The following is a 22,181-nucleotide window of genomic DNA, read 5'->3' as shown; positions in this document are numbered from 1 at the left end:
CGAATGGCGAGTAGGGGTAGCGAATAGGGCAGACCTACTCGCTATTCTCCATTCGCCACTTGCTGCTACCGGGCGAACGCAGGCAGCCCACCTGAGCAAATGTCCGACGAACCGTCGCGGCAGATTGAAACTGAAGGAATAGACAATGCGTCACGGCAAGGTTCATCGGAAGCTCAACCGCACCGCCGAGCATCGCCGCGCGATGTTCGCGAACATGTGCGCCGCGCTGATCAAGCACGAGCAGATCGTCACCACGCTGCCGAAGGCCAAGGAGCTGCGTCCGATCGTCGAGAAGCTGGTCACGCTCGGCAAGAAGGGTGGCCTTTCGATGCGCCGCCAGGCGGTCTCGGAGCTGCGCGACGAGGCGATGGCCAAGAAGCTGTTCGACGTGCTGGCGCCCCGCTACAAGGACCGCAACGGCGGCTACACCCGCATCATCAAGGCCGGCTTCCGCTACGGCGACAATGCCGCGATGGCGGTGATCGAGTTCGTCGACCGCGACGTCGATGCCAAGGGCCAGGATTCCGGTCCGGTGCAGGAGACCTCGGAAGCGGCCTGAGGCTGATCCGATCACTGGTTTCAAAGCGGCGCCTTCGGGCGCCGTTTTTTTTGCGCCTCAGCCGGCGCGAACGGTGGCGATGAAGCTGTCGAGCTCATGCCGGAGACGGTCGTTGCCCTCGCTGAGCAGCGTCGCGGCGTTGAGGACGTGCGCGGACGCCTCGCCTGTCTTGGACGCGCCCTTGGTCACTTCGCCGATGCTGCCTGCGACCTGGGAGGTCCGCTCCGACGCACCCTGGATGTTCCGGGCGATGTCGCGGATGGCGCAGCCTTGCTCCTCGATCGCGGTCGCGACCGTGGATGCGATCTCGGAGATGCGGCCGATGGTGCCGACGATTCCGCTGATCGCACCGACCGATTCCTTGGTCGCGGTCTGGATGCCGGCGATCTGCTCGCGGATTTCCGCGGTCGCATCGGCGGTCTGCTTGGCCAGCGTCTTCACCTCCTGCGCAACAACGGCGAAGCCGGCGCCGGTTTCGCCGGCTCGGGCGGCCTCGATCGTCGCATTCAGCGCCAGCAGGTTGGTCTGCTGTGCGATCGCCGCGATCAACTGGATGACGCTGCCGATTCGCTCGGCCGCCGACGCCAGCTGACCCATATGATCGTCAGTCTGCTTGGCCTGCTGTACGGCCTCCCGGGCGATCGAAGCGGACTCCTCGACCCGCCGTCCGATCTCGGAGGCGGACATCATCATCTGCTCGGTCGTGGCGGCCACGTGCTGGACGTTGGCCGAGGCTTCCTCGGACGCGGTCGCAACGGCGGTGGACAGCGCCTGCGTGTGATGCACGGTATCGGTCAGGCTATGCGCTGATGTCGCGAGCTGCTCCGAGGCGGACGAGACCTGCTCGATCACCTTGCCTGCCGCGGCTTCGAAAGCGGCCGCCAGCGTCGCAAGTTCGGCCTTGTGCCGCTCGGCGGCGCGACGGTCCTCCTGCAGCCGCGCCTCGAGCTCGAAACGAGCCTTCTCCTCGGCCTTGCGCTTGAAGGTTTCGACGGCGCGCGCCATCTCGCCGATTTCGTCGCTGCGCTCGAGTCCGGGCAGGACCACATCGAAGCGGCCGGCGGCGAGTTCATGCATGGCGGCACTCATTCGGCTGATCAATCCGGCGACGCGCCGGCCGAACAACACGGCGAGCAGCGCAAGCGTCAACGCGGTGATCGCGGTGACCCAGGTCAGCATCTGCCTGAAATCCTCGGCCTTGCGCTCGGCGGCCTGCGAGCGCGCGGACGCGGCCGCCGCCGCCTTGACGAAGGCCGGCCGGGTGCGGTCGTAGATCTGTTCCAGGTCTTCCACCTGGTCGGCAAGCGTCTGGCGCGAGACCATGACGCCGGCGAAGGCCGATTTGTAGCCGCGCGCCAGCGCCACGATGTCGGACTTGGCGCCGGCGCCTAAGGTGGTCGCGGCAAGCGCAGTCTCGAACTCGCTCTCGCGTTCATTGAGCTGATCGCCGAATTTCTCCTCGCCGCGCAGCATGAAATCCTTTTCGTGCTGGCGCATCGAAAGCATCAGCACGCGCAACCGCGGCTCGTCGACGTCGGCGAGCTTCGCTTCGAGCTGCCGCACGGCAGTGCTCAGCTTGCCCTGCAATCCGTCGCTTTCGCTCAATCCAAGGATGCGCTGAGCTCCGACGATGTTCTGGAAGCGCGTCGCGTAGAGATTGATGCCGCTGCGTAGCGCGCCGATCTGCTTGACGGGATCGCCATCCGGCGCCGCCGCCGCATAAGCCTCGATCGTCTCCAGCGCCTGCAGTTCCTTCGCGATGCGGTCGGTGTGCTTCTTGATCAGTCCTTCGTCATGGGTGCGAAGAAAGCGCGCGGTGAGCTGTTGCGACTCCAGAAATCCATCCGAGAGCGAGGCTAGTTCCGCTTCAAATCGCATGCTGTCGTCCGACACGCGTTGAATTCGCGCGGCATGATCCAGGCCGCCGAGGCAGGTGGCGCTGACGACCAGCACGCCGGAGATGCCGAGCATCGCGATCTGGGTCTTCAGACTTGGGCGTAGACGGCGCAGGATCTTCGAAGTTCGGCTGTCGGGATGAGCGATCGCAAACATGTCCTGCATTCCTGTCGAGAAGGTCCGACGCCAGTATGTGGGGGACTTTGTTGTTGTTTGAGGCAGCAGTCTGCGATGCGCATCGCTGAAGCCGCCGGTCCTTTTGCGCGCACGGCCTAGCGAGCAGGGGTTGAGAATTCGTGAAGTAATTAGGTAGGGAGGGCTCTATGTCGCATGTGACGAATTCATGACCTTCTGTGCGCGCGTCCTTGTAGTTGCCGCTCGCGACGGATCGACGTTCGCGTTGAAGGCGATTGAGGTGTCGTGAACGTCGTTTCTCCAATGAGCCGAGAGCGATGAACGCGCCGCGCCGGTGTCGCGCCGTTATTTCCGTCGTGCGATTGTCAGTCTCGATAGGCCTGCTTCACAGATGAGTGAGCTGTAATTGCGACTCGATCTCACGATGCCGACATCGTCCGCACATGAGGAGATTTTGAATGAAGATCGATCTTTCCGGAAAAACCGCTCTGGTGACGGGGTCCACTGCCGGCATCGGCTTTGCAATCGCCAAGGGCCTGGCGGGTTCGGGCGCGGAGGTGGTCCTGAACGGCCGCAGCCGGGATCGCGTCGATGCGGCGGTTGCCAAGCTCAAGGCCGCGCATTCGGACGCCAAGGTTCGCGGCGTCGCTGGCGACGTCGCGACCGTCGCAGGCTGCAACGAGATCGTCACGGCGCTGCCGGAGGTCGACATTCTCATCAATAATGCCGGCATCTTCGAGCCGAAGGACTTTTTCGAGACTCCCGACGAGGACTGGAGCCGCTTCTTCGAGGTCAACGTGATGTCGGGCGTGCGGATGGCCCGCGCTTACATGCAGGGCATGCTGAAGCGCAATTGGGGGCGCGTCATTTTCATTTCCTCGGAGTCGGCGCTGAACATCCCGACCGAGATGGTCCATTACGGCATGACCAAGACCGCGCAGCTTGCGATCTCGCGCGGGCTCGCCAAGCTGACGCGCGGCACCGGCGTGACCGTCAATGCGGTTCTCCCCGGACCCACGATGTCCGAAGGCGTCGAGAGCTTCGTGAAGGACCTCGCGCGCCAGAACGGTCAATCGGAAGACGAGGCCGCATCCTCCTTCGTCAAGCAGCACCGCCCGGGCTCGCTGCTGCAGCGCTTTGCCGGGGTCGATGAGGTCGCCAACATGGTGGTCTATGCGGCCTCGAAAGAAGCCTCCGCGACCAATGGCGCCGCGCTGCGGGTCGAAGGCGGCATCATCGATACGATCGCATAGCGCATGCTTCCGCCGGCGGCCTGTCGGGTCCGTGGCCGCACTGGACCGCCGCCGGATTTTCGTCGAGGGTAGGGCGCCGGGATACCCGTCCCTTGAACCGAATCTTGCTTGATGACCATGATCTCTCGCCGCCGGAAGCGGTGGCTGAAGCTGACCTCGGCGCGCTGGCAGCGGCGCGCGATCTTTCTCGCCGGCGGCCTCGTTGTCGGCGCCGCGGCGGTGGCGCTGGCAAAACTCGCCGACCAGGCCCAACTCGCCTTCAACTGGCTGCTGTCGTTCTCTCGCTACGCCGCGCTGGTCGTGACGCCGGCAGGCTTTGCGCTGTCGGTGTATCTCACCCGGCGCTTCTTCCCCAATGCGCAAGGGAGCGGCATTCCGCAGGCCATCGCGGCACGGCACCTGTCCGACACCAGCGCGCGCAGTCCGCTGGTCTCGATCCGTATCGCGATCGGCAAGATCGTTCTGACGCTGTTGGGTCTGTTATGCGGCGCCTCGGTCGGCCGTGAAGGTCCGACCGTGCAGATCGGCGCCTCCATCATGTTCGCACTCGGCCGGTTGTCGCCGCGGCGACAGCCGGGCCTGATCCTGGCGGGTGCGGCGGCGGGCGTCGCCGCCGCGTTCAACACCCCGCTCGCCGGCATCGTGTTCGGGATCGAGGAGATGAGCCGCGCCTACGAGACCCGAACCTCGAGCCTCGTCATCGCGACGGTCATTGCCGCCGGTCTCACCTCGCTGGCGTTGATGGGCAATTACACCTATTTCGGCTCGACCCCGATCGCGCTCGGCAAGGGCATCGATTGGCTGGCGATCCCGCTTTGCGGAGTCGTGGGCGGCGCCATGGGCGGGCTGTTCAGCCGCATCCTGATCACGATGGCGCGGGGGCTGCCTGGGGCTGTTGGTCGAACGATCAAGGGCTATCCGCTGGCGTTCTCGCTGGTGTGCGGCCTCGCGGTTGCGCTGTGCGGGCTGGTCTCGGGCGACATGATCTATGGCACCGGCTACGCGCAGGTGAAGTCGGCGCTGGAGACCGGCACGCCGCTGCCGCAGAATTTCGGCGTGTTGAAATTCCTCGCCACCACCTTTGCCGCGATCAGCGGCATTCCCGGCGGCATCTTCGCGCCGTCGCTGGCGGTCGGAGCCGGGCTCGGCGCCAATGTCGCCTCGCTGTTTCACGATACGCCGCTGGCGCCGATCATGCTGCTCGGCATGGTGTCCTATTTCGCCGGCGTCGTGCAGGCGCCGATTACCGCCTTCGTCATCGTCACCGAGATGACCGACAACCACGCGATGGTGGTGCCGGTCATGATGGCCTCGCTGATCGCCTACGGCACCTCGCGGCTGATCTGCGAGGAGGGGCTCTATCACGCGCTCGCCAAGGGCTTCGTGGCGAAGGCGGAAGAGGCGGCTGCATCGAAGTCGTGATGATGCAGGCCGGGCGGCCCACCCTGCAGAGCTTTGCCGGCTTACGCCCACCCCTCCAGCACGATCTTGCCGCGCGCCTTGTTGCTCTCGATCAGGGCGTGGGCGCGCTTGAGATTGGCGGCGTTGATGGTGCCGTAGTGCTCGCCGAGCGTGGTGCGGATCACGCCCTTGTCGATCAGGTCGGCGACGTCGTTCAGCAGGTTGTGCTGGGCGATGATGTCGGGCGTCGTGAACGAGGAGCGCGTGAACATCGATTCCCAATGGATCGAGATCGCCTTGCCCTTGAAGGCGGTCGCGGCAAACTCGGCCGGGTCATCGATCAGGCCGAACTTGCCCTGCGGGGCCATGAAATCGACGATTGGCTTATAGTGCTGCTCGGTGTGGGTGAGGCTCGCGACGAGCTCGACCGGCGGCAGCTTCAAGGCCTCGATCTGCTCCTTCAGCGGCTTGTTGTGATCGATCACCGCATGCGCACCAAGCGACAGGCACCAGTCGTGCGATTCCGGCCGGGTCGCGGTGGCGAGCACGGTGAGGCCGGTGAGACGGCGCGCGAGCTGGATCAGGATCGAGCCGACGCCGCCGGCGCCGCCGGTGATCAGCAGCGTGCGCGGGTCCAGGCTCTTGCCAGGGACGGCGCCGAGCCGGTCGAACAGCAGCTCCCAGGCCGTGATCGAGGTGAGCGGCAGAGCGGCGGCCTCGGCAAAGGACAGGCTCTTGGGCTTGCGGCCGACGATGCGCTCGTCGACCAGGTGGAATTCGGAATTGGTACCCTGGCGCTGGATCGAGCCGGCATAGGCCACCTCGTCGCCCGGCTTGAACAGCGTGACCTCGGGGCCGACCGCCTCGACCACGCCCGTCGCGTCGTAGCCGAGAATCTTGATCTCCCCCTCGGGCGGAGCGGCACGCTTGCGCACCTTGGTATCGACCGGATTGACCGAGACCGCCTTCACCGCGACCCGGAGGTCGCGCCCCTTGGGCTCGGGCTTGGCGATTTCAACATCGATCAGGGCGTTCGCATCCTCGATCGGCAGGGATTTCTTGTAACCGACGGCCTTCATCGTGAACCTCCGTTTGAATGGCGCGTGCGCGCTTCCTCTCCTGCTGGCGCTGAATACGCAAGTACTGTAAAAACAGGGAACTAGTCCCTGTTTGGATACTATTGGGGAAGTCTCGGTGAAACGGCGCGATTTTGAACGCAGGCCCGGCTGCGCGGTGGAGGCTACGCTCGATCTGATCGACGGCAAGTGGAAGGGGGTGATCCTCTACCACCTGCAGGAGGGCAGCCAGCGCTTCGGCGAGCTGCGGCGGCGGATGCCTGGGATCACCCAGCGCATGCTGACCAAGCAGCTCCGCGCGCTGGAGGAGGACAAGCTGATCATCCGGACGGTCTATGCGGAGGTGCCGCCGCGGGTCGAATACCGTCTGTCCGAGGTCGGCGAGAGCCTGCGGCCGGTCATCGACATCCTCAAGGCCTGGGGTGAGAGCCATCAGGAACGGCTGTCCTGCGGGCCCGTTCACGACACCGTCAAAACGCCTCATCCCGCGGCCTAAGCTTGGCCGTCCCTCACGTTCCGCCTATATCGAAGGCATTCAATTCCAGGATTCGCCGAATGACGTTGATCAGAACTTTCGCCGCGCTGCTGCTCTCGGTCTTGGCTGCGGCTCCCGCGCTGGCGCAGGACCGCCGCGTGCCGTCCTCGCCGGCCGAACTGAGGCTGTCCTATGCGCCGATCGTACAACGGGTGCAGCCCGCGGTGGTCAACGTCTACGCCGCCAAGATGGTGCAGAACCACAACCCGTTCCTGGATGACCCGATCTTCCGCAAATTTTTCGGGCTGCAGGGAGGCCAGCAGGAGCAGATGCAGCGCTCGCTCGGCTCCGGCGTGATGGTCGATCCGTCCGGCCTCGTCGTCACCAACGTGCACGTGATCGAGGGCGCCGACGAGGTGAAGGTCTCGCTGTCGGACAAGCGCGAGTTCGAGGCCGAGATCGTGCTCAAGGACACCCGCAGCGATCTCGCGGTGCTGAAGCTCAAGAACGTGAAAGAGAAGTTCCCGACGCTCGATTTCGCCAATTCGGACGAGCTGATGGTCGGCGACGTCGTGCTCGCGATCGGCAACCCGTTCGGCGTCGGCCAGACCGTGACGCACGGCATCATCTCGGCGCTGGCGCGGACGCAGGTCGGCATCACCGATTATCAGTTCTTCATCCAGACCGATGCGCCGATCAATCCCGGCAATTCCGGCGGCGCGCTGGTCGACATGACCGGGCGGCTCGCCGGCATCAACACCGCGATCTATTCGCGCTCCGGCGGCTCGCAGGGCATCGGCTTCGCCATTCCGGCCAACATGGTGCGCGTCGTCGTCGCCTCGGCCAAGAGCGGCGGCAAGGCGGTGAAGCGTCCGTGGCTCGGGGCAAAGCTGCAGGCGGTGACGCCTGAGATCGCCGACAGCTTGGGCTTGCGCTCGCCGACCGGTGCGCTGGTCGCCAGCGTGGTGCCGAACAGCCCGGCGGCCCGCGCGGGATTGAAAGCCTCGGATCTGATCACGGCGATCGACGGCCAGGCCGTCGAGGACCCCAACGCCTTCGACTATCGTTTTGCCACCCGTCCGCTGGGCGGCACCGCCGATGTCGAGGTGCAGCGCGCGGGCAAGCCGGTGAAGCTGGCGATGCCGCTGGAGACTGCGCCCGATGGCGGCCGCAACGAGATCGTCATCAGTGGCCGCTCGCCGTTCCAGGGCGCGCGCGTCGCCAACGTCTCGCCTGCGCTCGCTGACGAGCTGCATCTGGATGCCGATACCGAAGGCGTCGTCATTGTCGAGCCGGGCGACGGCACGGCGGCAGCCAATGTCGGCTTCCAGAAGGGCGACATCATCATGGCCGTGAACAACCAGCGCATCGCCAAGACGACGGAGCTCGAAAAGGCCTCCCGTGACGCTGCTCGGGTCTGGCGCATCACGCTCCTGCGCGGCGGCCAACAGATCAACGTCACGCTCGGCGGATGAGCGCGAAGCGCCCACAACAGGGACCAAGTCTCTTCGCCGCCGCGGGGCTGGAGCAGGATGCGCCCCGTCCGCTTCCGGAGAAGTTGCGGCCGCACAAGCTCTCCGACGTGGTGGGCCAGGATCACATCCTCGGCCCCGACGGCGCACTGACGCGCATGCTGGAGACGCGCACGCTCGGCTCCCTGATCTTCTGGGGGCCGCCGGGCACCGGCAAGACCACGGTCGCGCGGCTGTTGGCCGACGCGACCGAGCTGCATTTCGAGCAGATCTCGGCAGTGTTCTCCGGCGTCGCCGACCTGAAGAAGGTGTTCGACGCCGCGCGTGCGCGCCGCGAGACCGGCAAGGGCACGCTGCTCTTCGTGGACGAGGTGCACCGCTTCAACCGCGCGCAGCAGGATTCCTTTCTGCCCGTGATGGAAGACGGCACCGTGGTGTTGGTCGGCGCCACCACCGAGAATCCATCCTTCGAGCTCAACGCCGCGTTGCTGTCGCGCGCGCGTGTGCTGGTATTTCATTCGCTCGATGCGGCCGCGATCGAAAAGCTCTACGCCAATGCGGAAGCGGTCGAAGGCCGCAAGCTGCCGCTCGATCCGGAAGCACGTGCCGTGCTGATCCGCATGGCCGATGGCGACGGCCGCGCCGCGCTGACGCTCGCCGAAGAGGTCTGGCGCTCCGCGCGCAAGGACGAGATCTTCAATGCCGTGCAGCTGCAGGACATCCTGCAGCGCCGCGCGCCGATCTACGACAAATCCGCCGACGGCCATTACAACCTGATCTCGGCGCTGCATAAGTCGGTGCGCGGCTCCGATCCCGATGCCGCGCTGTATTATTTCGCGCGGATGCTCGATGCCGGCGAGGACCCGCTGTTCCTGGCGCGGCGCATCGTGCGCATGGCGGTGGAAGACATTGGCCTCGCCGATCCGCAGGCGCTGGTGATCGCCAATGCGGCCAAGGATGCCTACGATTTCCTGGGCTCGCCCGAGGGCGAGCTCGCGATCGCGCAGGCCGTGATCTATGTCGCGACCGCGCCGAAGTCGAATGCGGCCTACAAGGCGTTCGGTGCGGCCAAGCGGGTGGCAAAGGAGGGCGGTTCGCTGCTGCCGCCCAAGCACATCCTGAACGCGCCGACCAAGCTGATGCAGAACGAAGGCTACGGCACCGGCTATCAGTATGATCACGACGCGCCAGATGCCTTCTCCGGCCAGGACTATTTTCCGGAAAGCCTGGGTCGGCAGCAGTTCTACGATCCGCCGGAGCGCGGCTTCGAGCGCGAGATCAGGAAGCGGCTCGACTATTGGGCCAAGCTGCGCAAGGAGCGCGGCGGCATCTAGCTATTTTCCCGTCCGCACGAACTCCAATATCTCGCGCGTCAGCCGGTCATCCTCGGTGTTGATCGAATAGGCCTCCGACATATGGCTGTGCTGCGGCAGCATCACCGCGTGCGCACAGCCGGCCGGGCGCTTGCATGCCGCCTGTTTCAGGAGGTCGAACTGCTCGACGAAGCGCGGCGGGTCGAGTTCGGCGGAGGCGATCATCAGCGGCAGGCTGGACGCCTGCAAGCCCTGCAGCGACGAGCGCTCCTGAAAGCGCGAGGGATCGGTGCCGAAATAGGCCATCTCCTTGTCGCCCAGTGGCGAGGCCGTGAGATCGTAGATGCCGGAGACCATGATGGCGCCGGCAAGGCCGCCGCCCTGAATCTTGTGAAACTCGGGATGCGCGACATAGGTCGCGACATGCACCGCGCCCGCCGAATGCCCCATCAGGAACACGCGCGAGGGATCCCCGCCATTCTGTGCCGCGTTCGCGCCAACCCATTGCACGGCGCTGGCGACGTCCTCGACGCCGGCCGGCCACGGCCATTTCGGCGCCAGGCGGTAGGTCATGTTGACGCCGACGAAACCGTTCTTGGCGGCCCACAGCATGACGTTGTCGTAGAACGGGCTGTCCGGCGTCGTGCGCTTGTTACCGGCGATGAAAGCGCCGCCATGAACGAAGATCAGGATCGGGCGGGAGGATGCGCCGTCCTCGGGCGTGAAGACGTCGAGCAGATTGCGTTCGGCCGGACCGTACCGGATATCCCGCTGCACCTTGATGCCGGTATACGGCTCCTTCTGCTGCAGCGGAGCGTAGATCGCAGCCGTCTTCGACGGATCGATCACGCGGCCGATCTCGATCAGCTTCCAGGCGATGTCGTCCGGCATAGGGCTTTGCTGGGCCTGGGCAGGCGTCGTCGCCAGCCACGCCGCAGCAAGCATCAGCGCCGGCTTGATCCGTCTCATTTGATTCGTTCCTCGCCTCAGCCGCCTACAAAGCCGATTTCAGGCGGATTTATCGTGATTCCGCCGTGACTGACAGGGGCTTTTGGGGTACCCAGCTTCCATGAGCCGCCGCATCAAGCGAACAGAAACCCGATCGGATCGTTCGGCCGCGCGCAAGGATGCGCGCGTACGGACTCCTCGTCCAACCGGCGATCGCGCCAAGGGCGATCGTCCAAGCCGCGACAATCCGAGCAGCGATCGCTTCAAGAGCGAACGCGTCGCAGGTCTTCGCAATGAGACCAGGAGCGATCGGGACCGCGCGCCGCGCGGCGAGCGCAAGGATGAGCGCAAAATCAGTCGCAAGGATAGCCGGAAGGATTTTAGCGAGGAGCGGCGCTCGCGTGAGCGTCCCTCGCTCAAACGTCCCGCCGGCAAGCCGGCGCGGCCGGCCTTCGAGCGAACGGAGCGGCGGGCTGCTGCGGAGCCGGTTACGCGCAAGCCTGAACCGGAAGCGCAGCCCTTGCCGACGAAGGTGCAGACCGTCGTGGTGACCGCCGACGAGAACAACATGCGGGTCGACCGCTTCCTCGAGGCGCGTTTTCCCGGCCTGTCGTTCTCCCACATCCAGCGCATCGTCCGCAAAGGCGAGCTCAGGGTCGACGGCAAGCGCGCCGACAGCAAGGATCGGCTGGAGGAGGGGCAGAGCGTGCGCATCCCGCCGCTCAAGCTCGATGCGCCGAAAGAGCGCGGCGCATTGTCCGAGGCCGAGCGGAAGACGCTGGAAAGCCTGAAGGCGATGACGCTCTACGAGGACGACGACGTGCTCGTCCTCAACAAGCCGGCAGGGCTCGCAGTGCAGGGCGGCTCCGGCATGACGCGTCACATCGACCAGATGCTGGAGGTGATGCGCGATGCCAAGGGCCAGAAGCCGCGGCTGGTGCATCGCATCGACCGCGAGACTTCCGGCTGCCTGTTGATCGCCAAGACCCGCTTTGCCGCGACGCATCTGACCGGCGCATTCCGCAGCCGATCGGCGCGCAAGATCTATTGGGCGCTGGTGGCCGGTGTGCCGAAGCCGAAGCAGGGGCGCATCTCGACCTATCTCGCCAAGGATGAGGGCGAGGACGACACCATCATGCGTATCGCCGCGCATGGCGATGAAGGCGCGAGCCATGCGGTGACCTATTACGCCGTGGTCGAGGCCTCCGCGACCAAGCTCGCCTGGGTGTCGCTGAAGCCGGTCACGGGACGCACCCATCAGCTCCGCGCCCACATGGCCCATATCGGCCATCCGATCGTTGGCGATCCCAAATACTTCAACAAGGAGAATTGGGCGCTGCCGGGCGGCCTGCAGAACCGGCTGCATCTGCTGGCGCGGCGCATCGTCATCCCGCATCCGCGCGGCGGCGTCATCGACGCGACCGCACCGTTGCCCCCGCACATGCTGCAGTCTTGGAATCTGCTCGGGCTCGAGGCCGATCGCTTCGATCCGATCGAGAACGCGCCGGAGGAGTAAGCTCCGCTTGCTGTTCGGCGCGAGATGACGACATTGACAGGATATCCATCGGCAGCGTTGCAGCCATGTGGCGCTTGCCGCCGGGGCCAGGAGACACAAGGCCGGGAACATCCGATGCTCTCATTCATTTCGATCTGAAGGCACGTGCGCATGCGGGAATTGTTCGACGAGGTTGGTCAATCGCCGCCGGATCCGCAGGAGAAGGCGCGCGAAGCCATGCGCAGCCCTCAGCGCAAGCGGTTCTACAAACAGGCTGGCGTAAAGGAGGCCGAGGGCGGCGGCTTCGTGATCACGCTCGACGACCGGCCGATCCGCAGCCCGTCTGCGCGGATCATCACCGTTCCGGTCAAGGAACTGGCCGATGCAGTGGCGGCCGAATGGCAGGCGCAGGCCGAGACCATCGATCCCATGACGATGCCGCTGACCCGATTTGCCAACAGCGTCATCGAGGGTGTGGTCGACCGCACCGAACTCGTCCGCGATGACGTCGCCAAGTACCTGCAATCCGACTTGTTGTTCTATCGCGCCGGTCATCCGGAGGCGCTGGTGCAGCGCGAGGCGCAGCATTGGGATCCTGTGCTGGCCTGGGCGCGCGACAGCCTGGGGGCGCATTTCATCCTGGCCGAGGGCGTGATGCATGTCCTGCAGCCTGATGCCGCCGTGGAGGCGGCCCGTGCGTCGCTGCCGCTCGATCCCTGGCGGATTGCCGCCGCGCACGTGGTCACCACCATCACCGGCTCCGCGCTGCTGGCGCTGACGCTGCTCCATGGCGTGCGGGATGCCAACCAGGTCTGGGCTGCGGCCCATGTGGACGAGGATTGGAATGCCGAGCAATGGGGCGCTGACGAGGAGGCGCTGGCGCGCCGGGCGGCCCGGAAGGTCGATTTCGGCGCTGCCGCGGAGATCCTGCGCGCCTTGGACCGCGCCTGGGACAATGCCGGTTAACGCGAGGTTTAGAGGGTCCGCTTAAGCTCCGGACCCGTAACCTCGAGTGCGCGTACCATGGTTCTGAGTATCACCCCGTCACCTCCGGTGAACGGCGTCCGCAACGTCGGCACCTCGACGGCCGGGACGGCGCTGCAGTCCGGCACCGTGCTCAGCGCCAGGGTGCAGCAGGTGCTGGCGGAGAACCTGGTCCAGGTCGCGATCGGCAATCTGTCGATGGAGCTTGCCAGCGACCTGGCGCTGCAGGCGGGGCAGACCGTGCAGGTTGCGGTCACCCAATCCGGACAAGGCCTTCAGCTCGCGATCGTCGGGCAGGGCGGAGCAGCGGCCGCAACGAATGGGGCCGCATCGACCGCAGCAACCGTGATCGATGTCGCCGTGCCGCTTGCGCCCGTGGTGGCGCCCCCGGCAGACCCGCTGACCGGATTGGAGCGGATCGCGGTCGCGATCGCGACGGAAGAGGCCGCGACCCATCAGGGCGGCCAGGGGCAATTGTTCGCCGATCTTGCGACGGTCGCCAGTTCACCCAATCTGCCGCCGGCTTTGCGCGCGGCGATCGCCCAGGTGCTCGGCCAGCAGATGCCGCTCGCTCAAAGCTTGAGCGGCGAGGACGTCCAGAAGGCGTTCCAGAATTCCGGCCTGTTTCTGGAAACCTCGCTTGCGGCGGGCGTGCCGGTCGCAAGCGGCGTCGCGCCGGACCTCAAGGCGGCACTGATCGTGTTGCGGCAGACCCTCGCCTCCGTCCTGCTGACGGAAGGGGACGTCGCACCGGGCGCAAGCGCCAGCGTGGTCACGACACCTTATGGGCCGGCCACGCCGCAGCCAGCAAAAGCACCGGCGCAGCTCGTGCAGATGCCGGCCCCGTCGCTGGTGCCGGACCCACCTGAGCAGGCCGCGCAGGCAGCCTCCATGTCGGGGCGTCCACCGGCGGATGGGCCAGCGCCCGGCAATGCGCTTGGCGCCACCTTGGCGAGCGCGCTGGCGCAGGCCAAGCCTCAATCGCTCAATCCCGGCACGGTGCTGGCCCTTCTGCAGGAGGCGCAGCAGCAGGTCCCGCGTGCGGCGGGATCGTTGCCGGCGCGCAGCGCGGCCCCGAGCGGCCGTGGCGGAGATGTGATCGTCCGGACCAGCACCCCGCCGCCGCCGTTCCGCGGCAATCTGCCGACGCCGCAGCCGGTGTCGACGCCATCGCTGGCCTCGGAAGCGCCGCTGTCGGCCATCGCGCATCGGCTGCTCGATGAGACGGACGCCGCGCTGTCGCGGCAGACGCTGTTGCAGATCGCATCGTTGCCGGATCGCACCGACGCTTCCGGCGCGCACGCCGATCCGTTGCAGCCGCGGTGGAATTTCGAGATCCCGTTTGCCACCGGCCAGGGCACCGCGATGGCGCAGTTCGAGATCTCGCGAGACGGCAGCGGTGCCTCGTCCGATGCGCCGAAACGGGTCTGGCGCGCGCGCTTCTCGATCGATGTCGAGCCGGCCGGTCCCGTGCACGCGCTGATCAGCCTGGTCGGTGAGCGGACCTCGGTGCGGATGTGGGCGGAGCGTCCGGTGACATCGGCGCGCTTGCGCGCCGGGCTGGGCGAATTGAGCCAGGCGCTCGCCCGCGCCGAGTTGTCGCCGGGCGACATCGTCATCCAGGACGGCGCGCCGCCTCCGGTGGCGCCGCCCAAAGCCGGCCATTTCCTGAATCGCGCATCATGAGCACGGACAGCAAGACGCAGCTCGCGGTCGCCCTGCACTATGACAAGGGCCACGGCGCCCCGCGCGTGGTCGCCAAGGGCAAGGGGGCGATCGGGGCCAAGATCATCGAGGTCGCCAAGGCGCACGACATCCCGATCGAGGAGAACGAAGTGCTCGCCGGTGCGCTCTCCAATGTCGAACTCGGTGACGAAATTCCGGAAGAGCTCTACAAGGCTGTCGCGGAGGTGCTGGTGTTCGTGCTCAAGCTGTCGGGACGGGTGGTCTAGCCGCGTCTCGCTGGATCGCGTGGCACGCGATGAGGATGACAGATAGCACACCTTTAATGAGCATCTTGGGCCGCCATGGTTTCACCATGATGTGGTCGCCAAAGGGGCCGCCTGTTCAGCTGCCGAGGTGTTACGCGTGATCCATCGCCGCCATGTGCTCCAACTGATTGCCGCAGCCGGCCTGTTGCCCGCCCGCGCCTTTGCGCATGTCGCGCCACAGCGCAGCGAGATCCGCGCGTCGCTCGCCAAGCGCTTCACCGACGACGGCACCAACGGCACCTTCGTCGGCTACAAGGTCGAGGATTATCTCGTCATCGCCAGCGACGCCGAGCGCTCGGGCGAGGCGAAGCTGCCGGCCTCGACCTTCAAGATCGCGAATTCGCTGATTGCGCTCGAGACCGGCGTCGTCGAAGACCCCGACAAGGATGTCTTCAAATGGGACGGCGTGGTCAGGCCGATCGAGGCCTGGAATAAGGACCACACCATGCGCAGCGCGATCGCAGCGTCCGCGGTGCCCGTCTATCAGGAGATCGCGCGCCGCATCGGCCCCGAGCGGATGCAGACATATCTCAATCTGCTCGATTACGGCAATCGCGACATCGGAGGCGGCATCGATCAGTTCTGGCTGACGGGCGCCTTGCGCATCGACCCGGTGCAACAGGTCGATTTCGTCGACCGCTTGCGGCGTGGCACGCTGCCGGTCTCAAAGCGCAGCCAGGATCTGGTGCGCGACATCATCCCGACCACCAAGGTCGGTGAAGCCGTCATCCATTTCAAATCCGGCCTGCTCGGCGCCGAGCGCGGCGAGCGTTCGCTCGGCTGGATGGTCGGCTGGGTAGACAAGGGCGACCAGCCGACCGTGTTCGCGCTCAACATGGATTGCCCGGAGCAGCGTCACGTCGCTGACCGCATGACGCTGACCCAGGCCTGCCTGACGGAGATCGGCGCGATCTGAGCGTCAGCGCCGCCGCATCTCCAGGCTCACATCCGTGACCTCGGTGCCGGCGGGCCGGATCGAGATCACTTGCCGGTTGCCGCGCGTGGTGAGTGCGAGCCCGGCCGAGAAGGTCTGCCCGCGTGCCTGTGCCTCGATGCGCTCGCCGGCCGCATGGCCCTCGATGGTGCCGGTGGCATTGTGGCTCGCCTCGCTCCATTGGCCGGAGATTGCTCCGCTGCGATAGGCGACCTCGCTGGACAGGTCGATATTGTAGCTGTCGCTGGCGCAGCGGATGTTGAGCCGCAACTGGTCGCCGCCACCGCCGACATCATAGGCGGCCCGGCAGCGCAGCCGCTGCTGCTCGCCGTTCTGCATGCTCAGCGTGCCGCCGCCGGCCCAGGAGCCCGCTATGGCGCGGAACGGCGACATTGCGGCGTGCGCTGCGCCCGCGACGATGAGTGCGGTCAAGACGGTCGTGGTGGTCGCGAGGGAAGAGACGCGCATGGCTGGTTCCTTGATCGGCATTGCAAGCAGGCGTCAACGCCGCAATCCCACAACGGTTCACGGGGGTGGCAAAGTGCGCGCCCATCGCGATCCGGCTGCTGCCTTGAGCCGATCGGCCCCTGACGGGCGAGCCGAATCCGTCCTGATATTTGGACCGTCGTGGGCCGGCGGTGGCCTACGGCCGACCCGCCCCTTCGCAGACAGCTGGAATTTCGGCGGACATCACCATGATTATGCAATCGATTCCTGCCTGGGTGACCTGCGGCAGGACGCCCGATATCCGCTTTTCGCCTCCGAAATAGCCGTGTTAGAACGGCGCCAACAGTCATGAGATCGGAATGGGCGGAGACGCATGAAGGACATCCTGGACACCCTTGAGAAGCGGCGCGCGGGCGCCCGTCTCGGCGGCGGCGAGAAGCGCATCGAGGCGCAGCATGCTCGCGGCAAATTGACCGCGCGCGAGCGTATCGAGCTTCTTTTGGACAAGGGCAGCTTCGAGGAATTCGACATGTTCGTCGAGCATCGCTCGACCGAGTTCGGCATGGAGAAGACCAAGGTGCCGGGCGACGGCGTCGTCACCGGCTGGGGCACCGTCAACGGCCGCAAGACCTTCGTCTTCGCCAAGGACTTCACCGTGTTCGGCGGCTCGCTGTCGGAAACCCATGCGCTGAAGATCACCAAGCTGCAGGACATGGCGATGAAGGCGCGGGCGCCGATCATCGGGCTTTATGATGCGGGCGGCGCCCGCATCCAGGAGGGCGTCGCGGCGCTCGCCGGCTATTCCTATGTCTTCCGCCGCAACGTCATCGCGTCGGGTGTGATCCCGCAGATCTCCGTCATCATGGGGCCGTGCGCCGGCGGCGACGTCTATTCGCCGGCCATGACCGACTTCATCTTCATGGTGAAGAACACCAGCTACATGTTTGTCACCGGGCCCGATGTGGTGAAGACCGTCACCAACGAAGTGGTCACGGCCGAAGAGCTCGGCGGCGCCTCGGTGCATGCGACGCGCTCCTCGATCGCCGACGGCGCCTTCGAGAACGACGTCGAGACGCTGTTGCAGATGCGCCGGCTGATCGACTTCCTGCCCAGCAACAACAGCGACGGCGTGCCGGAATGGCCGAGCTTCGACGACATCGAGCGGGTCGACATGTCGCTCGACACGCTGATCCCGGACAATCCGAACAAGCCCTACGACATGAAGGAACTGATCCTGAAGGTCGTCGACGAGGGCGACTTCTTCGAGATCGCGGAGGCGTTCGCCAAGAACATCATCACCGGCTTCGGCCGCATCGCCGGCCGCACCGTCGGCTTCGTCGCCAACCAGCCGATGGTGCTGGCGGGCGTGCTCGACAGTGACGCGTCAAGGAAAGCCGCGCGCTTCGTCCGCTTCTGCGACGCCTTCAACATTCCGATCGTGACCTTCGTCGATGTTCCCGGCTTCCTGCCGGGCACGGCGCAGGAATATGGCGGGTTGATCAAGCACGGCGCCAAGCTCCTGTTCGCGTATTCGCAATGCACGGTGCCGCTGGTGACCGTCATCACCCGCAAGGCCTATGGCGGCGCCTTCGACGTCATGGCGTCCAAGGAGATCGGCGCCGACATGAACTATGCGTGGCCGACCGCGCAGATCGCCGTGATGGGCGCCAAGGGTGCGGTCGAGATCATCTTCCGCGCCGACATGGCCGATCCCGACAAGATCGCCGCGCGCACCAAGGAATATGAGGATCGCTTCCTGTCGCCCTTCATCGCCGCCGAGCGCGGTTATATCGACGACGTCATCATGCCGCACTCGACCCGCCGCCGCATCGCCCGCGCACTCGCGATGCTCCGCGACAAGAAGATGGAAATGCCGGCGAAAAAGCACGACAATCTGCCGCTATAAGGCGCAGACGGTCGAACGTCTGCACCACATCCGGGAGGAGTGCAGACGATGGGCGAATTTCGCGACAATGCGGCCGCCAGCCGTTTCGAGCTGGATGTTGACGGCATCACCGCTTTCGTTACCTACCGGAAATCGCCCGGGGCGATCACGCTCGTGCACACCGAGGTGCCGCCGGAGCTCGGCGGCCGCGGGGTTGGCTCGAAGCTCGGCCGTGCCACGCTCGATGCGGTGAGGGTGCAGGGGCGCAAGCTGTCGGTGGAATGCGATTTCATCCGTGGCCTGATCCGGAAGACGCCTGAGTACAAGGATCTCCTTGCGCCGGAAGATGCAGCGCCCAGGACCACGGCCGCCTACAAAGCCAGCTGCTTCTGTGGTGCAGTCGAAGTGGAGGCGATCGGCCAGCCTGTATTTGCCGGCTATTGTCATTGCCGGGACTGTCAGGCCTGGTCGGCGGCGCCGATCAATGCGTTCAGCCTGTGGAAGTCGGACGATGTCCGCGTCGTCAAGGGCGAAGCCGAGATCGGGACCTTCAACAAGACCGAACATTCCTACCGCAAGTTCTGCCGGCGCTGCGGCGGACATCTCATGACCGAGCATCCGCGGATGCGGCTGACCGACGTCTATGCGAACCTGCTGCAGGGTTTCGTCCATCAGCCGACACTGCATGTGAACTACGCGAGCAAGATGATCTCGGTGAAGGACGGCTTGCCGAAATTCGCTGACCTGCCGGCCGATCTCGGCGGCTCCGGCGAGACGCTGCCGGATTGAGGGCGGGGCGCGCCCCCCATCCGTGGACTTGGGCCGGGATTGCACAGCCGCAAGCGCTCGGCTCAGCCTGGCTAAAGTGGGCGCGTGCCCTGGCGCGTCTGTTCCGTCGGCGCTAAGCTCGCGCGTTAACCACTCCTTAACGACGGGTTTGCGGTGCCTCGCTTGCCGGCCTAGCTTCGATCCTGGGGGGTGGTCAGTCACAAGCGGTAAGGTGCGTGCCATGTTGCGTAGACCATCGGCTCATCGAACATCTTGGGCTTTGCTCGCCTGCCTCGGCGCAGCCGCGTTGATCCTGCCGGTCGAGACGGCTTCGGCGCGGTCCGGCGGCGTGGTTGGGGTGGGGCCCGGCGCAAGAGGCGCTCCGATCCATGTTGCACCTCGTGTGCACGGCGCACGCGGCTTCCGCCATCATCAGCGCGGCTTCGCTTATTGGCCCGGTGCCTACGCCTACGGTCCCTATGACGGCGCGCCGGTCACGGAGTCCGCGCCGCCGCCGCCACCGCAGGGGCCGGCGGATGTGCATTACACCTATACCGAGGACGTTCCGTGGGATTGGGCGCATCGCTTTCCGCCCAATGTCACGCCCTCCGATCACCCCTATGTCTCCAGCTGTCCGACGGAGACGGTGAAAGTCCCGGGACGTGGCGGCGAGCAGACCGTCAACATCATGCGCTGCTACTGACCGGCTGCTTCCTGCGGTGACATGCGCCCGGGCATGTTCCGGCAGGCGCATCTGAGGTCACCTCAAGACACCTTGATCCAGACCCGCTCAGCGGCATCGGAACGCCTTGCAATGCCGAGGCGTTCTGGTGACGAGGCCCGGACTCCTAGGCACTCCGGGCCTCGTCCTCTCGCCGCAACCCGCGCGCATCTTGCGAGCGCAAGTCAGGTCTGCTCGCATCTCGCCGTTCCCTTGCGTGCCGACACGTGCATAATCGACGTCGTAATCGTCGGCGAGGCGAGCCCCTTCTTGCAGATATTGTCCTGTAGATCTTGCGGATCGGAGGCTCAGGCGGATGTCGCTGACCGAAGCCTCAGAATGAAGGACGTCGCGTGACGACAGCCGCTTCATCCAGCGACCTCGGCGGCGCGGCTGCGCCGATGTCGTCTCCGGATCAGAATGCTGGGCAGCCGCGCGAGGCCGCTATCGTGCTCGAAACCCGCCATCTGTCGCGTCGGGTTGGCACTCGCACGCTGGTCGATGACGTCAGCGTGCAGATCGCACGCGGCGAGATCGTCGCGGTGGTCGGGCCTTCCGGGGCCGGCAAGTCGTCATTCCTGCGGCTGCTCAACCGGCTCGACGAGCCGACCTCCGGCGCCGTTCTCCTTAACGGCACCGACTGCCGCAGCATGGCCCCGCAGGAGTTGCGGCGGCGCGTCGGCATGGTGATGCAGACCGCCTATCTGTTTCCCGGTACGGTCGCCGCCAATATTGCGTTCGGTCCGCAGCAGCGCGGCGAGGCTCTGCCACGGGAGAGGATCGCCGCGCTGCTGGAGCGCGTTGGCCTTGCCGGCTTTGCCGATCGCGATATCGGCCATCTCTCCGGTGGCGAGGCCCAGCGGGTGGCGCTGGCGCGCACGCTTGCGAACGCGCCCGAAGTGCTGCTGCTGGACGAGCCGACCTCGGCGCTGGACGAGGCCTTGGTGCGCGGCGTCGAGGAACTGATCCTCGGGATCGTGCACGAGCGGCGCATGACCTGCATCATCGTGACCCACAATCGCGCCCAGGCCGAGCGGCTCGCCGACCGGACGATGGTGATGGAAAAGGCACGGCTGGTGACGATCGGCCCGACCGCAGAGGTGCTGCATGCTGGCTGAGCTGCGCGATATGATCGGCCATGACGTCATGATCGGGCTTGCGCAGGCCGCCGGCGCCATCGCGCTGTGTGCAGCCGTCGTGCTGCTCTGCCGCTGGCAGGCCATCCGTGTCGAACGCGAAGCGGCGGTGTCGCTGTTGCGCGGGCTGGTGCAGATGGTGCTGGTCGGCGTCGTGCTGACCGTGCTGCTGCATGGCAGCCTGCTGGTCGGCACGCTGATCCTGCTGTTGATGACTGGTGCGGCGGCGGTCACCGCGGCGGGCCGCATCAAGGGAATGGGCGGGGCGCTGATGCTCTGCTTCTGGTCGATTGCGGTGGGCGCCGGAATCGTGCTCGCCGTGATGCTCGCGACCGGCAGCCTGCGCTCCGATGTCGCCGTGCTGGTGCCGGTGGGCAGCATGATCATCGCCAATGCGATGAATTCCTGCGCGCAGGCGATCGAGCGCTTCCGCGCCGAGATCACGTCCCATGTCGGACAGATCGAGGCGGCGCTGTCGCTCGGCGCCGAGCCTGCGGTGACGGTCGCGTCGTATCTCAGAAGCGCGGTCTATGCCAGCCTGCTGCCGCGGCTCGACATGATGAAGTCGCTCGGCTTGGTGTGGATTCCCGGCGTGATGGCCGGCATGGTGGTCTCGGGGGTGAGCCCGGTCTATGCCGGAATCTATCAGTTCATCATCGTCGCCATGATCCTGGCCGCGTCCGGCATCACCGGCCTCGTCGCCACCGTCCTGATGCGGCGGCGCGTCTTTTCCGCCGCGGCTCAGCTCACGTTGCGGCCGGCGGAGGAGTCGGCGACGCGGCCCTGAACGCCCATCAAGTACCAATGACCCGCGGCCTCTATGGTCCGGCTTGTTGCAACGCATGGACCGCGATAGTGATCGGCTAACCAAATACCGGAGGAGCCAATGCCCGCTGCCATGTTCGTCGTGCGCGCCACCGTGACCGATGCCGCAAAGCGCGAGGCCTTCGATCGATGGTATCGCGACGTCCACCTGCCGGATGCGATCAAGAGCTTCGGTGTGCGGAAGGCGTGGCGCTTCTGGAGCCTGACCGATCCTGCAGTGCACCAAGCCATGTATCAATTCGACGATGTCGCGATGATGGAGCGCGCCGTCGGCGGTGACGCGATGCAGCGACTCATTGCCGATTTCAGTCGCGATTGGCCCGACGTCGCGCGCACCCGCGAGAGCTTCGTCGTCACGGAGACGGTCTCGGAGTAATCGTTGGGAGCGCCGGTGTCGGCATGCCGCGGCGGCACCTGTCCGGCAGCAGCCGCCGGAGCAGATCATGAAATCTTTGTCATCCGGCAGC

Annotated in this window: 21 protein-coding genes; 17 read left to right on the top strand and 4 right to left on the bottom strand. The window is 65.9% G+C overall.

What is annotated here, in order from left to right:
- The first annotated feature begins 145 nt into the window (after positions 1-145).
- Positions 146-559: a 50S ribosomal protein L17 gene (rplQ, locus tag QX071_RS29400; RefSeq protein WP_315705661.1), complete on the top strand. Its 414-nt coding sequence runs from the start codon at positions 146-148 to the stop codon at positions 557-559.
- Positions 560-616: 57 nt separating this feature from the next.
- Here rplQ and QX071_RS29395 read toward each other — a convergent pair whose 3' ends face one another.
- Positions 617-2,611 (bottom strand): methyl-accepting chemotaxis protein, encoded by a 1,995-nt coding sequence (locus QX071_RS29395; RefSeq protein ID WP_315705662.1) that lies wholly within the window; start codon positions 2,609-2,611, stop codon positions 617-619.
- A 437-nt stretch (positions 2,612-3,048) separates the two neighbouring features.
- Here QX071_RS29395 and QX071_RS29390 point away from each other — a divergent pair, with 437 nt between their 5' ends.
- A complete protein-coding gene (locus QX071_RS29390) occupies positions 3,049-3,843 on the top strand; it encodes an SDR family oxidoreductase (RefSeq protein WP_315705663.1) in 795 nt (264 codons plus the stop codon).
- Positions 3,844-3,954: 111 nt separating this feature from the next.
- The gene (locus QX071_RS29385; RefSeq protein WP_315705664.1) at positions 3,955-5,265 is read left to right on the top strand and encodes a chloride channel protein; all 1,311 of its coding nucleotides are present in this window, start codon (positions 3,955-3,957) and stop codon (positions 5,263-5,265) included.
- A 41-nt stretch (positions 5,266-5,306) separates the two neighbouring features.
- Here QX071_RS29385 and QX071_RS29380 read toward each other — a convergent pair whose 3' ends face one another.
- A complete protein-coding gene (locus QX071_RS29380; RefSeq protein WP_315705665.1) occupies positions 5,307-6,323 on the bottom strand; it encodes a zinc-binding alcohol dehydrogenase family protein in 1,017 nt (338 codons plus the stop codon).
- A gap of 115 nt (positions 6,324-6,438) precedes the next feature.
- On the opposite strand from QX071_RS29380, the gene QX071_RS29375 reads away from it, so the two are divergent.
- Genes QX071_RS29375 through QX071_RS29365 form a run of 3 tightly spaced genes read left to right on the top strand, consistent with a single transcriptional unit; the run spans position 6,439 to position 9,601 of the window.
- A complete protein-coding gene (locus tag QX071_RS29375) occupies positions 6,439-6,816 on the top strand; it encodes a helix-turn-helix domain-containing protein (protein ID WP_315705666.1) in 378 nt (125 codons plus the stop codon).
- A gap of 59 nt (positions 6,817-6,875) precedes the next feature.
- Complete coding sequence (locus tag QX071_RS29370; RefSeq protein ID WP_315705667.1) at positions 6,876-8,270, top strand: DegQ family serine endoprotease; 1,395 nt, start codon at positions 6,876-6,878, stop codon at positions 8,268-8,270.
- Positions 8,267-9,601 (top strand): replication-associated recombination protein A, encoded by a 1,335-nt coding sequence (locus QX071_RS29365; protein ID WP_315705668.1) that lies wholly within the window; start codon positions 8,267-8,269, stop codon positions 9,599-9,601. Before QX071_RS29370 ends, QX071_RS29365 begins: the two co-directional genes overlap by 4 nt.
- On the opposite strand, the gene QX071_RS29360 is transcribed toward QX071_RS29365, so the two are convergent.
- On the bottom strand, positions 9,602-10,549 hold the full coding sequence (locus QX071_RS29360) for an alpha/beta hydrolase (RefSeq protein ID WP_315705669.1): 948 nt from the start codon (positions 10,547-10,549) through the stop codon (positions 9,602-9,604).
- Between the two features lie 100 nt (positions 10,550-10,649).
- Between QX071_RS29360 and QX071_RS29355 the strand changes: the two genes are divergently transcribed.
- From QX071_RS29355 to QX071_RS29335, 5 genes are all read left to right on the top strand, one after another.
- Positions 10,650-12,044: an RluA family pseudouridine synthase gene (locus QX071_RS29355; RefSeq protein ID WP_315705670.1), complete on the top strand. Its 1,395-nt coding sequence runs from the start codon at positions 10,650-10,652 to the stop codon at positions 12,042-12,044.
- A gap of 150 nt (positions 12,045-12,194) precedes the next feature.
- Positions 12,195-12,989, top strand: coding sequence for an ATP12 family chaperone protein (locus tag QX071_RS29350; RefSeq protein WP_315705671.1), 795 nt, complete (start codon positions 12,195-12,197; stop codon positions 12,987-12,989).
- A gap of 57 nt (positions 12,990-13,046) precedes the next feature.
- A complete protein-coding gene (locus QX071_RS29345) occupies positions 13,047-14,693 on the top strand; it encodes a flagellar hook-length control protein FliK (protein ID WP_315705672.1) in 1,647 nt (548 codons plus the stop codon).
- Positions 14,690-14,959, top strand: a complete 270-nt coding sequence (locus tag QX071_RS29340; RefSeq protein WP_315705673.1) for an EscU/YscU/HrcU family type III secretion system export apparatus switch protein — start codon at positions 14,690-14,692, stop codon at positions 14,957-14,959. Before QX071_RS29345 ends, QX071_RS29340 begins: the two co-directional genes overlap by 4 nt.
- 136 nt (positions 14,960-15,095) lie before the next feature.
- Positions 15,096-15,914 (top strand): penicillin-binding transpeptidase domain-containing protein, encoded by an 819-nt coding sequence (locus tag QX071_RS29335; protein WP_315705674.1) that lies wholly within the window; start codon positions 15,096-15,098, stop codon positions 15,912-15,914.
- 3 nt (positions 15,915-15,917) lie between these two features.
- Here the strand turns inward: QX071_RS29335 and QX071_RS29330 are convergent, their stop codons facing one another.
- The gene (locus tag QX071_RS29330) at positions 15,918-16,400 is read right to left on the bottom strand and encodes a hypothetical protein (RefSeq protein WP_315705675.1); all 483 of its coding nucleotides are present in this window, start codon (positions 16,398-16,400) and stop codon (positions 15,918-15,920) included.
- A 352-nt stretch (positions 16,401-16,752) separates the two neighbouring features.
- On the opposite strand from QX071_RS29330, the gene QX071_RS29325 reads away from it, so the two are divergent.
- The 6 genes from QX071_RS29325 (at position 16,753) to QX071_RS29300 (ending at position 22,090) form a co-directional block, all read left to right on the top strand.
- Positions 16,753-18,285: an acyl-CoA carboxylase subunit beta gene (locus QX071_RS29325; RefSeq protein WP_315705676.1), complete on the top strand. Its 1,533-nt coding sequence runs from the start codon at positions 16,753-16,755 to the stop codon at positions 18,283-18,285.
- Between the two features lie 48 nt (positions 18,286-18,333).
- Complete coding sequence (locus tag QX071_RS29320) at positions 18,334-19,053, top strand: N-acetyltransferase (protein WP_315705677.1); 720 nt, start codon at positions 18,334-18,336, stop codon at positions 19,051-19,053.
- A 220-nt stretch (positions 19,054-19,273) separates the two neighbouring features.
- Positions 19,274-19,735: a hypothetical protein gene (locus QX071_RS29315; protein WP_315705678.1), complete on the top strand. Its 462-nt coding sequence runs from the start codon at positions 19,274-19,276 to the stop codon at positions 19,733-19,735.
- Positions 19,736-20,106: 371 nt separating this feature from the next.
- Positions 20,107-20,871 carry a phosphate ABC transporter ATP-binding protein gene (locus tag QX071_RS29310; protein ID WP_315705679.1) on the top strand — a complete coding sequence of 255 codons (765 nt, stop codon included), beginning with the start codon at positions 20,107-20,109 and terminating at the stop codon, positions 20,869-20,871.
- A complete protein-coding gene (locus tag QX071_RS29305) occupies positions 20,861-21,676 on the top strand; it encodes an ABC transporter permease (protein ID WP_315705680.1) in 816 nt (271 codons plus the stop codon). Before QX071_RS29310 ends, QX071_RS29305 begins: the two co-directional genes overlap by 11 nt.
- 99 nt (positions 21,677-21,775) lie before the next feature.
- Positions 21,776-22,090 carry a hypothetical protein gene (locus QX071_RS29300; RefSeq protein ID WP_315705681.1) on the top strand — a complete coding sequence of 105 codons (315 nt, stop codon included), beginning with the start codon at positions 21,776-21,778 and terminating at the stop codon, positions 22,088-22,090.
- Positions 22,091-22,181 lie beyond the last annotated feature (91 nt).

The sequence above is a fragment of the Bradyrhizobium sp. SZCCHNS1022 genome, from assembly GCF_032484835.1.
Taxonomy (GTDB): domain Bacteria; phylum Pseudomonadota; class Alphaproteobacteria; order Rhizobiales; family Xanthobacteraceae; genus Bradyrhizobium.
Note: the sequence above shows the minus strand (reverse complement) of the source record. Positions and strands in the feature narration are given on the sequence as shown.

Bases quoted from the DNA above. Each gene is read 5' to 3' on its own strand.
- rplQ (WP_315705661.1), top strand. From the start codon at position 146: ATGCGTCACGGCAAGGTTCATCGGAAGCTCAACCGCACCGCCGAGCAT.
- QX071_RS29395 (WP_315705662.1), bottom strand. From the start codon at position 2,611: ATGTTTGCGATCGCTCATCCCGACAGCCGAACTTCGAAGATCCTGCGC.
- QX071_RS29390 (WP_315705663.1), top strand. From the start codon at position 3,049: ATGAAGATCGATCTTTCCGGAAAAACCGCTCTGGTGACGGGGTCCACT.
- QX071_RS29385 (WP_315705664.1), top strand. From the start codon at position 3,955: ATGACCATGATCTCTCGCCGCCGGAAGCGGTGGCTGAAGCTGACCTCG.
- QX071_RS29380 (WP_315705665.1), bottom strand. From the start codon at position 6,323: ATGAAGGCCGTCGGTTACAAGAAATCCCTGCCGATCGAGGATGCGAAC.
- QX071_RS29370 (WP_315705667.1), top strand. From the start codon at position 6,876: ATGACGTTGATCAGAACTTTCGCCGCGCTGCTGCTCTCGGTCTTGGCT.
- QX071_RS29365 (WP_315705668.1), top strand. From the start codon at position 8,267: ATGAGCGCGAAGCGCCCACAACAGGGACCAAGTCTCTTCGCCGCCGCG.
- QX071_RS29360 (WP_315705669.1), bottom strand. From the start codon at position 10,549: ATGAGACGGATCAAGCCGGCGCTGATGCTTGCTGCGGCGTGGCTGGCG.
- QX071_RS29355 (WP_315705670.1), top strand. From the start codon at position 10,650: ATGAGCCGCCGCATCAAGCGAACAGAAACCCGATCGGATCGTTCGGCC.
- QX071_RS29350 (WP_315705671.1), top strand. From the start codon at position 12,195: ATGCGGGAATTGTTCGACGAGGTTGGTCAATCGCCGCCGGATCCGCAG.
- QX071_RS29345 (WP_315705672.1), top strand. From the start codon at position 13,047: ATGGTTCTGAGTATCACCCCGTCACCTCCGGTGAACGGCGTCCGCAAC.
- QX071_RS29340 (WP_315705673.1), top strand. From the start codon at position 14,690: ATGAGCACGGACAGCAAGACGCAGCTCGCGGTCGCCCTGCACTATGAC.
- QX071_RS29330 (WP_315705675.1), bottom strand. From the start codon at position 16,400: ATGCGCGTCTCTTCCCTCGCGACCACCACGACCGTCTTGACCGCACTC.
- QX071_RS29325 (WP_315705676.1), top strand. From the start codon at position 16,753: ATGAAGGACATCCTGGACACCCTTGAGAAGCGGCGCGCGGGCGCCCGT.
- QX071_RS29320 (WP_315705677.1), top strand. From the start codon at position 18,334: ATGGGCGAATTTCGCGACAATGCGGCCGCCAGCCGTTTCGAGCTGGAT.
- QX071_RS29315 (WP_315705678.1), top strand. From the start codon at position 19,274: ATGTTGCGTAGACCATCGGCTCATCGAACATCTTGGGCTTTGCTCGCC.
- QX071_RS29305 (WP_315705680.1), top strand. From the start codon at position 20,861: ATGCTGGCTGAGCTGCGCGATATGATCGGCCATGACGTCATGATCGGG.
- QX071_RS29300 (WP_315705681.1), top strand. From the start codon at position 21,776: ATGCCCGCTGCCATGTTCGTCGTGCGCGCCACCGTGACCGATGCCGCA.